We start from the raw sequence: 12,234 nt of genomic DNA, 5'->3' as shown, positions 1-12,234 counted from the left end.
TATATTAATGTTCTGTATCCTAAAAGGCAGCACCGACGGATTCAGGATTTATTTTAGTGAGGAGGAATCCTTTGAAATTGAGAAAATTTGATTGGCAACTGCTGTCTTGTTGTGTGTGCGTTTGCCTTATGACAGGGACGGCCCTGGCACAGCAGGCGGGTCTCGACCCGGATTTCGGAAAAAACGGTGTCGTCTCGTTCAAGTACGGGGCCAAGAATACGGAGGCCGGAGGTTTCTGCGTCCAGAAGGATGGAAAACTGCTGTTCGGAGGGACCGCGGACAACGACATGATCGTCATCCGGTGTCTGCCTACGGGCGAGCCCGATCCGTCCTTCGGGAACGGCGGCCTCGCCTCGTTCGACAGCGGCGGCACGGACACCCTCTCCGCCATGGGCCTCTGCGTTGACGGATCGATCGTCGTCGGAGGAACGTTGAGACCTGCGGGGCAAACAAGCGAGCGGATCGCGCTGGTCCGATTCGACAAAAACGGGACGATCGATGCGGGATACGGGGAGAACGGGGTGGTCTCCGCCGACTTAGGGCCCCGGTCAAAAATCGACTCCATCGTGCCCCTGAGCGACGGCTCCGTCCTGATATCGGGAAGGGCCGCGTCCCTTAAAAGGGCGATGATCGCCCGATACGACCGCAGAGGGATCCCGGACGCTTCCTTCGGGTCGAATGGAGCGGTCTACAGTGACGAAGAAAACTCGGAATACACGTCTTTGACGTTGCAGGCGGACGGGGCCATCATAGCCTGCGGTTATACCGCGGACGACCAGAGCAATTACAACGCACTGGCAGCCCGATACACGCCCGGCGGGGCCAGGGACGCCACGTTTGCGGATTCCGGGACGCTGGAAATCGACCTTGGAAGCAAGGGAGACAGGTTCAACAAGGCGATCGAGCTCAGGAACAGGTCGATCCTTTTCGTCGGGGAATCGATCAAGGCCGGGAATAAGAACAGGACCGTCACGCTGTTTCAGACCCTCGGAAACGGAGCTCCCGACGAAGAGTTCGGGGATAACGGGAAGAAGCTCCTCGACACCGGAGACCTGGGATCGATGGGCACGGACGCGATCGTGCTGGAGGACGGGAGCCTTCTGATCGCAGGGCAGTACGGCAACAACAAACGGCCCGAAAAACACGATATACTGCTTGCGCGCTTCCGCAGCGACGGGGCGATGCAGGAGAGCTTCGGGGTCAACGGCGTGCTCTCGACCGATCTCGGTGCGGACGAGAAGGTCTGTGCCGTATCCAGTTTAGGGGGCGGGAAGGTCCTCGTGGCCGGGAGCTCGGGAAAATACGGCTGGTCCAGCAATAACCTCAAGATGATCCTGGTCCGCTACGCCGAGGTCGTCCAGCCGGACGAGTTGCCCCAGCGAGACCGGGACCTTGATGGGACCTTCGGCCATCATGGTTTCGTCCGCACCGACTTTTCCGGGGACGACAAACCCAACGACATGGCAGTGTTCCCCGATGGAAGCTTCATCGTCCTGGGGTCCTCCGTCAACGAAAAGACAAACGCCAGCGGGGTCGTCATGGCCAAATATCTGCCTTCCGGGACGTTGGACACGTCTTTTGGAAGGCAGGGCCTCAGCCGGGTCGATCCGGGATATCAGGCCTACGGGTATAAGATCGCCCCTCTTGCGGACGGCAAATATTACGTAGGCGGGGCCGTCGACGACCGCCCGGCCCTGTTCCGCTTCGAGACGAACGGGACGCTGGACAAGTCATTCGGACAGTCGGGAGCCTCCATCGTTCAGACAAAACACAAGTGCTGGGGCAGGGCCATGGCCCTTCAGGAAGATGGAAAGATACTGCTGGGAGGGCGAATGGAGATCGGCCGTTTCGACCATCGAGTCGTCCTGTGCCGCTACCTGAGCTCGGGGGAGCTGGACCCATCCTTTGGCTCGGACGGGGTCGTCGTTACCAATCTGGACGGTCGAAAAACCGACGTCTACAGTCTGGCGGTCCGGGACGACGGGACCATCTTCGCGGCAGGACATGGCTCTACGAAGAACAACAAGGACATGGACATTTTCGTGGCTTGTTATACTCCTGACGGAGCCCTGGACGCAAACTTCGGGGACGGCGGAACGCTCTTGTTGGATCAGGGGGGACTCGAATATGTCAGGAGCGTAGCCCTGACGAACGACGGAGCCCTTCTACTTGGAGGTTCCGGGGGGCCGGAGGGGAAGATGATGTTGGTCTGCCTGGACGAGGGCGGAAAGCTACGCCCCTCCTACGGTAACGGCGGACGACAGTTTTTGAGCGTCAAAGGAGGATCGTCGGAGCGCTATTACGGCCGTTCTCTCTCCCTCTTCCCCGACGGTCGAGCTCTCCTGGTCGGAGACAACAACGGAAAGATCGCCGCGCTCTGCGTTCAACCCGACGGTTCGTTGGATACCACGTTCGGACGGGGAGGCAGCGTCTACACCGACCTGGGTTCCTGGTCGGGTGCCTTGTCAGGGGCCCTGGCACCTGACGGAAAGATATTCGTTTCGGGGTTCTCGCGCAAGGACTTCTTCACGGCGAGGTATACGGGTCCCGCCTCCTTCCGGACGCCGTCCGCAAAGGACGCCGCAGGAGGCCAGGTCGAGTTCGTGAGGCCGTTTGCAAAGCTGACGAACGAAGCCCTGACCCGTTCAATCATACAGAAAATAAAGGAAAGAAAACTCGTGCTCAAGGGAGAACCGGAGTGCGTCTCCGCGAGGATCAATCTGACCCCGACCGCCTCGTCGGATCGGATTACGCTGCCGCTCTTCCCATCACGTTTTCCCTCGAAGAAGGGAATGTCTCTTGTGGCCTTTGCCGTGACGGACGACGGACAGGTTCATCCGTCATTCGAAGGAAAGACCGCCGTTTTCGGAAAGGACATCCTGGATAAAAGTGCGATCAACGGCAGAGCGGCGCGTTCGCTCCAGCTCGTGCTTGCCCAGGGGCTCTTCGTGCCGGAGGCCTCGACGCCCTCTGATCCTGCACCCTCTCCAGGGTATGACAAGCCGAAGCAGCCTGCCCCCGATCTCAAGCCGAGCCCCGATCCAAGTCCTGAACCGGGGCCGAACCCTGGACCGGAAAAACCGAGCGATCCTGCCAATCCTCCTTCTCCCGGCGCGAAGAAACCAGCGACGTCGGACAGCGGATGCTCCCTGGGAGCGGCTTCGGGCTCCCTGCTCTCCCTTATGCTGCCGCTTCTGCTCCTGGCCCTCGCCCACGGTTGTGTCGGCAGGCAGGGGCGCCGCAGGTAGTGCTTGTCGATAAGGGCCTAACGACAAGGAGCGCGTTATCAGCCCATCCAGTTTAACCTCTACACTCATGGGAAGAGTGAAAACCAAGTGATACACGAAGGGGAAGGATACCGGTTTTGCCGACAGCCTTCTCCTTCGCTTTGTCGTTCCTGTCAAAAACTCCTCGTTCTCACTCCGGACATCCCGGGGCGAGTGAACCCAAAGACGACGAACATGCCTAGCATAACGATCCTGAAGCAGGTATCTACCAAATTGTACAGGGCCGTCACCAACATGCTGACGACCAACGACATTCTGAGCCGGAGCAGGGCCACGGTGACGTTCCCCTCCTCTATCTGACGAATTCTCTCTTTATTTGTCCATGCTGCGCATCCCCTCCTTCAACAATTTCCCGTGCTCCGGGATTTTTGTTTCGCTGGCGAAGCATCAATACTCTATTTCCGCAGATGGAAAAGGGCGGCAAGGCCGCCCCGCAAATGACTTGAAGTTGGAATGAGAACCTGCCGTGAGATCAGTCCTTCTGAACCCGCTCCAAAATATAGGCCTTTTTCGGTTTCATTTCGGTCCTCACGATCCTGGCCAGAACCTCGGTCCCCTTTTCGACCTTCAGAGCAGGATCGAACCGGGCCTCCATGCCCTCTATCGTAAAGGAGCTGTTTCCCTTCTTGTTGACGCTATCACACCGAACCGTCAACTCCTCGCCGATCGGATGCTTGAAACCAGCCTCGAGGTTGCGCTTCTCCGTTTCCGCCTTCTTAGCCTTCTCCGTTTCCGCCTGCTGTTCCTCTTTGGACTTGACCCACTTCATCCGTCCATAGCCCGACCGGGTCTTCCCACCCGCGCCACAGCGCTCAAAAGCCTCTCCCAGAATCCGAAGCGCCAGCTTCTCCCATTTCTTCCGGACCTCAGGGTCGGGGTCCTCGCACCCCACGCGCACCTCAAACGATCCCCTGACGGAGAGGAAGGTCACCGGGTTGGGGTCGTCAAAGTCCGTCGGGGCCCCCTCGCCCGTATAGTATCCGCTGTGGTGAGGCGTCATGACGTCAGGGCAGAGCGAATTTGGAAGGGAATCGGGAAGGAGCCATGCGTCGTAAAAACGAAGGTATCCCGCCTCGGCGTCCTCCTCCTTACCTGTCAGGGGGACCTTTCCAAAAAGCACCTCGTAGACGGCCCCCGCCTGACGGGTCGGGCGGGTCCTGGCATCGAGGGCAGGAGAACGAAAACGCTCGTCCCCCGCACCCCACGCCATGGAGCAGTAGTGCGCCGCCAGCCCCTTGAGTGAGCTTCCGGGGATCATCGGCACCCCGTAGAGCGGGTTCAGGGTCAGGCCGGTTTCAAGCACGTTGCTGCCCCCAAGCCCCGCGATGAGCCGTCCCTCCGTCTGGAAGGTGCGCGAGGAGGAGCAGGCGGACAGGGCATTTTTTCGCGCCTCGAACGCCCTGGCATAGAGGGCCTGGACCTCCTCGTCCTTCACCGCGGAGCGCGCGGCTTGAAAGAGGTCGTCCCGCCCCCTCTGTGCGGCCTCCTTGTCCTCATCCTCTCCCTGTTTCGTCTCCCTCAGATAACGGGCCAGGAGCAGCGAGGCGTTCTGCCCTTTGGAGAGGTCTTTCAGCGCATCTCTCAGCGCCTGCATCTCAGTTTCCTCCCTTCGCCTGACAGTAGCGCTTGATCCAGGACGAGGCCGCCAGGGCGCGGCGTGAGAGGCGCATATACTCCATCACCTCCGCCTCCCGACTCCGCGCACAGAGATCTCCCCCCTCGCCCAAAACGTTCTCCAAGTCCGAAAGGTAGTCCGCCCTGCCCTTGGCCTGAGCGAACGCCAGCGCCTGAGCCAATCCGCAGGAGTGCACCAGCGACGGGAACGCGAGGGCAAAACTGCTGTACTCCTCAAACCCGCTGTTCCTGCCCTGGACACGTTCAAATGCGGCCTGGGCCATCTGCTGTTCCTTCGTCCGAATACCCATGATCGGCCTCCTTACCGTGACTCGAAGAGGCAGCGCACCTGCCCCTTGCCGGTCGAGGCCTTGCCGCCGATCTGCAGTTCGAGGGGCCTGGAGCAGAAATTCTCCAGCAGCTTCTCCTTCGTCAGATCACCGTCCGCACCCTTTGCATCTTCTTTGTTGCGGTACACGCGGTCGCACCAGACCGTCCCCGCCAGCAGGGTCTCGACCGGCAGGGCCTCCTCGTACCAGAGTGCTTTTGGGGCAACGGTCCCCGACTCCTCGTCAATCCGAATGTGTGCGCTGACCTCCGTCCCGGCCTCGCACAGAAAGGTGAAGATATCGTCGCTCACGATCGCCAGCCTCTCGCGGAAGATGGCCTGCCAGTCGGAATTGTCCGCAAAGACGGCCTTGGCAATGAGCTCCGCGCAGGCATCGGCCTCCTGGCTTATCACGCAATCCAGGTCCAGGTCCTCGAGGTAGAGCTTCGTTCCATTCCTAACGAGCCTGGTTCTGCTGGTCACGATGGCGGATTCCACGACCAAAGACAGAATGGACAAGCTTGTATCTCGCTTGAGCCGTTCGAGACAGAAGGGCGAGGTGACCCAGGCGAACGTCCCGTAGAAGCTCCTGATGGGCAGGCAGACGATCCGCGCGTCCGTGAAGACCAAAGAACCCGCCGTGCTGTTCGCCTCGATGGCATTCGGTTCTTTCTTCCTCCCGAACGCGGCCCGGACAAGCCCGTCAACCGACCTTTTTTCCTCCGTGGCGCCGAAATGATCGGCCACCACGCCCTTCACGGCGGAGCCGGGGATGCAGGGCCAGTTCGTGACCTTCTCCCGCGCGATCGGCAGGTCGATGTACCCAACGCCCCGTCCCGTCCCCACGTGGAGCGGCGTCACCGTATGAATCCAGTATCTTCTCTCGAACTTCACGTTATCCATCACAGTTCTCTCCTTCCCGAAGCCCAAAAATCTCAGGCTGTTTCACGGCCACGCCAACAACCCCAGAGGGCCAGCCCAAATCCATCGCGCCCGTCCTGCTGGCAGTCGCAGACGGAATGGAGCCAGAGATCGGCAATACCCTCCCCGCCCTTCAACACCTCGAAGAAATACACGCTCCCTGCGGGGACCATCCGGCGCAGGGCCTTGGGGCCGTTCCTGCCTTTTTCATAGCTCCACCCGGACAAGGGCTTCCAGCGCCCCACGACGGCGGAGACGAGCCGGACCAAAACCCCACTCCCCGGAACCTCCCCCGTCAATTTCCCGTCCTCCTCCCGAAGCCAGCCCGGAAGCCAGCCCTTCTCAAAGATCGCCGGGGTCGCCAGCACCATGCGAAGCCCTTTTTTCCCCGTCCAGGACAGGTTCTTGGGTGCCTCCCAGAACCCCTCATCCGCTTCGGCCATCCGCACCTCCGCGAGGCGCCGCTCCCCGCCGAGGGGAACGAGCAAGCGCTCGGGCAAAGGGGCCTGGTCGCCGAAGTTCACCCGGACGCCGATCCGCATCTGGCCCAACTGCCCCTTCGACGCGCCCTCTTTGATCTTTGTTACGAAGTCCAGCCCCGTGGTCGTAAACAGCCTGGCATCCTCCGCCGCACCGCTCTCCGGCAGGATCGTCACGTTCGTGCGGTCCTCCTTCACGGGAGCGGGGAGCCCGTCGAGCTTCATCGAAGCCGGCTGATCGTCCTCACATCCCAGCCACTCCGCCATCGTCTCCAAAGGCCAGAAGGCGTCGCCCGACTCCGGCTTGAAGTCCTCCTCCGGCATCCCCACCGGCGCGGACGGGACGAGGCTTGCATGGGGCATCCGTACGCCCGCGTTCCCGTCCATCGGACGGACGCGAAGGACGTCCGTGGTGCCCGTTGCCTCATCTGTCTTACGAATCAGGGCATCCAGCGGCCTGGGAAGATAAATCCTCTCGTTCAGGACCGGAAATCCGCCGCACACCTCGATCGTCTTGAGCTGATCCGGCGTGAGCGTATCCTTTGCCTTCCAGACGGCGGTACGCACGGCCCCCGCGATGACCGACGGGGAAATCCAGTCCATCGAGCGCACCCGGTTCCCCTGCCCCGCACCAAAGGGCCTGGAGTCCCGCACAATCAGCGGGCTCAGCGGAGTCAGTCGAAGATACCTCGTACTCTCTCCCATGTTCACCGGTCCCCTCCCTTCGCCTGTCGAACCCCAAACCCGATCCACTGAGCGATCACCAGCTCGTCCGAGAGCCTGTCGATGTCCCGATGCCCGCACAGGCGCAAATCGATGTAGCCCTCCACCCGCTTTTTCTCCTCATCACTCAGCGTCACATCTTTGCGGCGGAATATTCGTTTTATGTCGTCCCGCACGGCGGCCTCCAGGACATCCCCAGGGTCCCATCCCCTGTAAAATTCCGCATTCTCGCGCAATTCGTAGGGGAACTTGTTGGGTATGGCCCCATCGGAGAACAGACGCGCCCAATAGTGCAGGCGCTCGTCCAGGGAGACCTTGGCCAAAGCCCGAGTATCCTCCAGCCCTTCCGTATTTTTGCGTCCCCACTGTTCGCGCACGATGACGGAATCGGAACCTCGGGACCGCACAACAACGGCAAGCCCGTTGCGGTCGACTCCCTGACGGGAGGCCTCGTCTCCGATGCCCTTCTTCGCTATCCTCTCGGCGCCGCGGCCGAACTCCAGCAGGTCCTCCAGGTCCTCCATCGCGTGCCCGATCGAGATACCAACGGACAGGGTCGGAGACCTTTGATCTTTGATGGACTTGTAATCTTTCAGGAGCTCTCCAAACGCCTCGTGCAGCCCCCGGGCACAACTCAGGCAGGTATCGAGCGGCAGGAAGGCCAGCACGTCGTCCCCTCCCGTGTAGACGCAGACCCCGTGGAAATTCCTGACAATATCCCGAGCCTCCCCCGCAAACTTCGAGAGGGTCGAGGAAAACTCCTGGTGTCCCTTCATGTCCCCGATCTCCGAGATCGCCGCTCCCATGCGGTCGCCGTCGGCGACCAGCAAGGCGAAGTAGGGCTCCTGCGGCCTGTCGTGCTCCTTCAAGCCGGACAGGATGGTGGCGATCCCCCTGCAGGCTGCCCTGACCTTTTCCCTGACCGCTTCCCTCTCCTCGGGCTCGTACTTGAGCTCGCACTCCGCCAGCATCGAGGCGTGGCGGGAGAGCAGCACAGCCGTCCCCTCGTAGGGGAAGGCCTCGTACCCTATCACATCACTGATGGCCCCCGTTTCGACCAGCGCCCCACAATACGGCTCCAGCGCCCGGAGCGTTTCCTCCTTCACGCCACGCACCCACGGGTCCACCGCGACGCGCGACACGGACGGGAAACGCTTACGCTTATCCCCGGAAATACGCTTGATGAGCCCCACGGAGTCGAGCACCTCTCCCTCCTTCAGACACAATCCCGCAATCTTCGGGCCCTTTCCATCCTTGAACACGCTCTCCCGCAGTCCGTCCAGCGAGGACTTCTGAACCCTGAACTCCCCCTCATGCGGCAGGAAATCGCGCAGGTTCTTCCGGGCCGCCAGCAGGCGGGCCACCTTTTGGCGGGCCGCCTTATAGGCCCCCTCCCCCGTCCCGATCTCTGCCCAGGCGGCATAGAACTCGATGACGTCTTCGATCTGTTTGTCCCAACGTTCCTTTACAATATAACGCTTCGCCTTCTCAAAGGCCTCGGCGGCAAACACCTTAAAACGCGCGACGGCGGCCTCCCTTGCCTTCTCCGCCAGGGCGTTCATCGCCTGGTCATCGCCGCTCGCCCGGGCCAGGATCACGTTGGCGACGTTCAGGTCGGAGTCGGGCTTCAGGTCCCCATTCGGTTCAGGAAAAATCAGCTCGGCCCTGGCATCCTTCACGGCTTTCGCCGCGGCCTTGGATATCTCCGAGAGCATGAACGAACCGAACCACAGGTCGCGCGTGCGCCGCGCCGCGGCGATGAACTCCTGCACCGGCCCGACGCTTATCTGCAACAGCCAGCTGGTCCCCTGGCTCATAGGATCACCTCCTTGTAATTTTTTTCCTTCAGCAGATAGGTCTTGAACGCCTCGAGCGCGTCGCCGCTCTCCGAGCGCCCTTTCATCGGCGAACTGCTGTACGCTGCGAGTTTGGGGTTGACGATCTGATCATCAGAAATTGAATATGTGGCTTTTGTGTCGCTGCGCTCGAGCAGAAGGCTGCTGAGAGGCCCGGCCTTCAAGAAGACGATCACGGGGACGACTTTACCATTTTTCAATTTGACAGGTGAGAGAAGGACGGGGCTTGCCATTCTGGAGCTGGACTCCGGACGCAAACACGTATCGATCGGGTCCTCCGCTCGATTGTATTTACCTTCAGGATCGCTGTCCTTAAAGTGAAAGATGATCGGCATACCAAACCTCGCGCGGGGGAATCCCTCAACTTGCATGGTCGGCGCATGGCGCTCCAAATGGGCTTCAACCCGCCTTCGAATCGTATCAGGCTCCGGCCATCGTGAGCGACCCGGCGTTTTTGTTTTTTCTTTGCTTTCTTTGCTCTGTCCTTCGTTTCGCCCTATCCCCACCCCCTGACGGAACTGCTTCATGAGGTCAACCATCTCGCACCAGACACTTTCCGCATTATCCTTCACATTCCCCATCAGGACAGTCTCAATACCTGGAGCTCCTGCTAAAAGGCTGGAAATATTTTTTGCTTCTTCCATCGCGCACTCTTTAGAGTAAAGTGCTCCGCACCCACGCCGCGTCCGGGCCCCCAGCCCTCCGAAATTAATCCAGCCATGAAGGGAATTCAAAACCTGTTCCCTCTGAGCATCTGGAAGTTTCGGAGAAAAGGACAGGGAAAGTTTGAATCCTGCCTTTACGATAGCCAAAAATGGAGCGACATCCGGTTCTCCTCTTTTTCCGATTTTTCCCTGAAAAGGAAAAATCGCGTACTGTAGCTTTTCTTTTCCCTCTTCAAAAACAATCTTTTTCTTTTCGCCTTCTTCTGAAATAGAAGCCATAGCTTTTAAGCTCAAGCGGGTATCATGTAGCCTGACCCTGAGTGCTATCTTGCTGGCTGATCGAGTGCTTCCGAAAATTGCGGCTTCTTCCTCTCTCATATCGTTTAAAGACAGCTTCAGTCCATAGAGCAAACGCCACCAAAATCGCAGATGTCCGTGAATAGAGGTCGCCCTCACCGGCATCTCCTCATCGACAACCCCCGCCACAACCCCGCCGCCGTACATCGGGGTGATCAGCTCGATTTCATAGACCCGTTCTTCGGGGGAGCCGCCTGGCCCGATACTTTCAATCCCGTCAATGCACACCGACTTCGGAATGCTTCGCCCCATACCGCACCATCCTCTCCATAAAAAATACCGATCGCCTCAAAACTCCGCCAACACCTGTCCCATCCCCTGGGTCGTCTTGTAGCCGACGCCGCAGAAAAAAGCGAAGGCGGTCAGACAGGCAAGCGCCTTTCTAACCGCCGTACTTTCGTTTTTCCAGACATAACGGACCCGTCCCACACAGCCGCGGAAGACGAGATTTTCCTTCAGCACCACTGCCGCGCTTCGCAGGGAATAATCTGCGACAAACGTGTTTTTAATCGAATTTTCCTGTCCCAGATTTTCCAGCGGATTTTCCCCATAGGCCGTTTTCCATCGGGCAGCCAGACTACGGAACCAGAGTTCGGGAGAGGGGAGGATGTTCTGAACCGCCCCGCTCTTGAACCCGGTAGGAGAGAGAAACGTCACGTCAGCCCCGCCGCAGGGAGGGCTTTCCCTGAGTGCCCCTTCGTCCGTCTGGCGGCTCATCGCGTTTTCCCCGGGACGCGAGACCCTTTTGACGCCGACAGGCGCCCCGCCCAGGGTGAGGGAAGAGCCCGTCACGGCCTCCGCAAAGGGCTCCAAAAGCGCGTCGTCCAGGAAGGAAACGCGAAAGGCCAGCCTGTCGCCCTTTTGAAGTTGAAGGACCCCTTTCCCCCAGGAATAATGCAGCGTGCGCCAGAAGGATTCCGGAGTGAGCGCGCTCAAGGCCACCCCCTTGAACCCGGGCGCTCCATGCAGGGGCTCCGGCCCCCCAAACCCCGAGAGCCGACGAGCCAAAGCGGAAAAAAGCAGGTACCCGTTGGAAACGGGAACGTGTCCATCCGACAGAGCCTCACACAGAACAAGAGAAGAGATCAAGACTCCTCCATCCTCTCAGCAAGTCGTATTTTCCACGACAAGCTTCAAATAAGAACCTCCAGGGGTTCGGCCTGCCATGCACTCTCATCTCCGGCAATCAGCCGCAGCCGCCAATACAGGCCGGTGAGGAAATCGTCCGGAACGGATTGCCCCGCCTGCCGGGCCAGCCTTCGGGCCTCAGGGAGCGGGACCAGAATCCGCCGGTGTTCCGGCGCCGGGAAGACCAGATGTCCTTCCTCCACGCCTCCTCCCTGGTCTATATCCATAGCCAGGGCATGGACCTCAATGCCCGGAGCCAGGCGGTACAATCCCTTTCTTACCAGGTCCCAGGCCGGTTTGGCATTGACGACAACGTTTCCGATCCGAGGCCCATTGGGGTATATGCTCTCAATTTTAACAGCAATACAGCGTTTTGCGGCATCTTTTTTCTCGTCGTAGAAATAAAAACTTTTGCTGCGCGGTAAAAAGACAGGGAGCCCATCCAGACTCAGGACATACCCGGAGAACTCGTTCTGACGGCTTGTCTTTCGGAATGCAACGCGCGCACGGAGAAACTCGCCTTTTTCATAGGCGTCCAGAACGCGCGTCCAGACCGGACCGTAAAACGGACCCTCCGCTCCCGTATCCACCATGAAGAGCTCCCCCTCCGGATTGAGGACGTGAAAGGGACGCAGGCGGTGATCCTTCTCCTCGGGCGCTTCCATTTCCCGCACGACTTTTGACGAAAAGGACATCCCGAACGGCTGAGAGGAAGCGACAGGACTATGCCGCGCCGGGCAGCGTTCCGGCACCTCCTCTCGCGTCGTCTCGTCAGGCTGCCTGTTCTCCGCCGAAACCGAACTGCCGTCTCCTCGAAGACACAGCAGGACAACCGCCGCCGCAGCCGTCAATAAGAACTCCAGAGCCGTCATCTTC

At 59.8% G+C, this 12,234-nt stretch carries 10 protein-coding genes; 2 read left to right on the top strand and 8 right to left on the bottom strand.

The genetic code is table 11. From position 1 onward, the window contains the following. Positions 1 to 128: 128 nt before the first annotated feature. Together ACK28C_RS04730 and ACK28C_RS04725 are read left to right on the top strand one after the other, a co-directional pair. Positions 129 to 3,248, top strand: a complete 3,120-nt coding sequence (locus tag ACK28C_RS04730; RefSeq protein ID WP_409152532.1) for a hypothetical protein — start codon at positions 129 to 131, stop codon at positions 3,246 to 3,248. A gap of 213 nt (positions 3,249 to 3,461) precedes the next feature. Beyond that, on the top strand, positions 3,462 to 3,587 hold the full coding sequence (locus ACK28C_RS04725) for a hypothetical protein (RefSeq protein ID WP_279369735.1): 126 nt from the start codon (positions 3,462 to 3,464) through the stop codon (positions 3,585 to 3,587). A gap of 172 nt (positions 3,588 to 3,759) precedes the next feature. On the opposite strand, the gene cmr6 is transcribed toward ACK28C_RS04725, so the two are convergent. The 8 genes from cmr6 to ACK28C_RS04685 all read right to left on the bottom strand — a co-directional run bounded on the left by cmr6 (position 3,760) and on the right by ACK28C_RS04685 (position 12,209). Further along, positions 3,760 to 4,881: a type III-B CRISPR module RAMP protein Cmr6 gene (gene cmr6 / locus ACK28C_RS04720; protein WP_015556876.1), complete on the bottom strand. Its 1,122-nt coding sequence runs from the start codon at positions 4,879 to 4,881 to the stop codon at positions 3,760 to 3,762. A gap of 1 nt (position 4,882) precedes the next feature. Beyond that, positions 4,883 to 5,212 carry a type III-B CRISPR module-associated protein Cmr5 gene (locus tag ACK28C_RS04715; RefSeq protein WP_015556877.1) on the bottom strand — a complete coding sequence of 110 codons (330 nt, stop codon included), beginning with the start codon at positions 5,210 to 5,212 and terminating at the stop codon, positions 4,883 to 4,885. 11 nt (positions 5,213 to 5,223) lie between these two features. After that, positions 5,224 to 6,132 (bottom strand): type III-B CRISPR module RAMP protein Cmr4, encoded by a 909-nt coding sequence (cmr4, locus tag ACK28C_RS04710; RefSeq protein ID WP_015556878.1) that lies wholly within the window; start codon positions 6,130 to 6,132, stop codon positions 5,224 to 5,226. A 32-nt stretch (positions 6,133 to 6,164) separates the two neighbouring features. Then, complete coding sequence (locus ACK28C_RS04705) at positions 6,165 to 7,334, bottom strand: type III-B CRISPR module-associated Cmr3 family protein (RefSeq protein WP_208873588.1); 1,170 nt, start codon at positions 7,332 to 7,334, stop codon at positions 6,165 to 6,167. A 2-nt stretch (positions 7,335 to 7,336) separates the two neighbouring features. After that, positions 7,337 to 9,169: a type III-B CRISPR-associated protein Cas10/Cmr2 gene (cas10, locus tag ACK28C_RS04700; protein WP_015556879.1), complete on the bottom strand. Its 1,833-nt coding sequence runs from the start codon at positions 9,167 to 9,169 to the stop codon at positions 7,337 to 7,339. Further along, positions 9,166 to 10,482 (bottom strand): type III-B CRISPR module RAMP protein Cmr1, encoded by a 1,317-nt coding sequence (gene cmr1, locus ACK28C_RS04695; RefSeq protein WP_409152531.1) that lies wholly within the window; start codon positions 10,480 to 10,482, stop codon positions 9,166 to 9,168. Before cmr1 ends, cas10 begins: the two co-directional genes overlap by 4 nt. Positions 10,483 to 10,518: 36 nt before the next feature. Beyond that, positions 10,519 to 10,947, bottom strand: coding sequence for a CRISPR system precrRNA processing endoribonuclease RAMP protein Cas6 (cas6, locus tag ACK28C_RS04690; protein WP_208873592.1), 429 nt, complete (start codon positions 10,945 to 10,947; stop codon positions 10,519 to 10,521). A 416-nt stretch (positions 10,948 to 11,363) separates the two neighbouring features. Next, positions 11,364 to 12,209 (bottom strand): hypothetical protein, encoded by an 846-nt coding sequence (locus ACK28C_RS04685; protein WP_409152530.1) that lies wholly within the window; start codon positions 12,207 to 12,209, stop codon positions 11,364 to 11,366. Positions 12,210 to 12,234: the final 25 nt, after the last annotated feature.

Source organism: Fretibacterium fastidiosum (genome assembly GCF_964642095.1).
GTDB classification, from domain to species: domain Bacteria; phylum Synergistota; class Synergistia; order Synergistales; family Aminobacteriaceae; genus Fretibacterium; species Fretibacterium fastidiosum.
The sequence above is the reverse complement of the archived record's forward strand: the minus strand, read 5'-3'. Positions and strand labels throughout refer to the sequence as shown.

Coding starts and splice junctions, on each gene's coding strand:
- ACK28C_RS04715 (WP_015556877.1), bottom strand. CDS start 5,212: ATGGGTATTCGGACGAAGGAACAGCAGATGGCCCAGGCCGCATTTGAA.
- ACK28C_RS04725 (WP_279369735.1), top strand. CDS start 3,462: ATGCCTAGCATAACGATCCTGAAGCAGGTATCTACCAAATTGTACAGG.
- ACK28C_RS04730 (WP_409152532.1), top strand. CDS start 129: ATGACAGGGACGGCCCTGGCACAGCAGGCGGGTCTCGACCCGGATTTC.
- cas10 (WP_015556879.1), bottom strand. CDS start 9,169: ATGAGCCAGGGGACCAGCTGGCTGTTGCAGATAAGCGTCGGGCCGGTG.
- ACK28C_RS04705 (WP_208873588.1), bottom strand. CDS start 7,334: ATGGGAGAGAGTACGAGGTATCTTCGACTGACTCCGCTGAGCCCGCTG.
- cmr4 (WP_015556878.1), bottom strand. CDS start 6,132: ATGGATAACGTGAAGTTCGAGAGAAGATACTGGATTCATACGGTGACG.
- cmr1 (WP_409152531.1), bottom strand. CDS start 10,482: ATGGGGCGAAGCATTCCGAAGTCGGTGTGCATTGACGGGATTGAAAGT.
- cas6 (WP_208873592.1), bottom strand. CDS start 10,947: ATGAGCCGCCAGACGGACGAAGGGGCACTCAGGGAAAGCCCTCCCTGC.
- cmr6 (WP_015556876.1), bottom strand. CDS start 4,881: ATGCAGGCGCTGAGAGATGCGCTGAAAGACCTCTCCAAAGGGCAGAAC.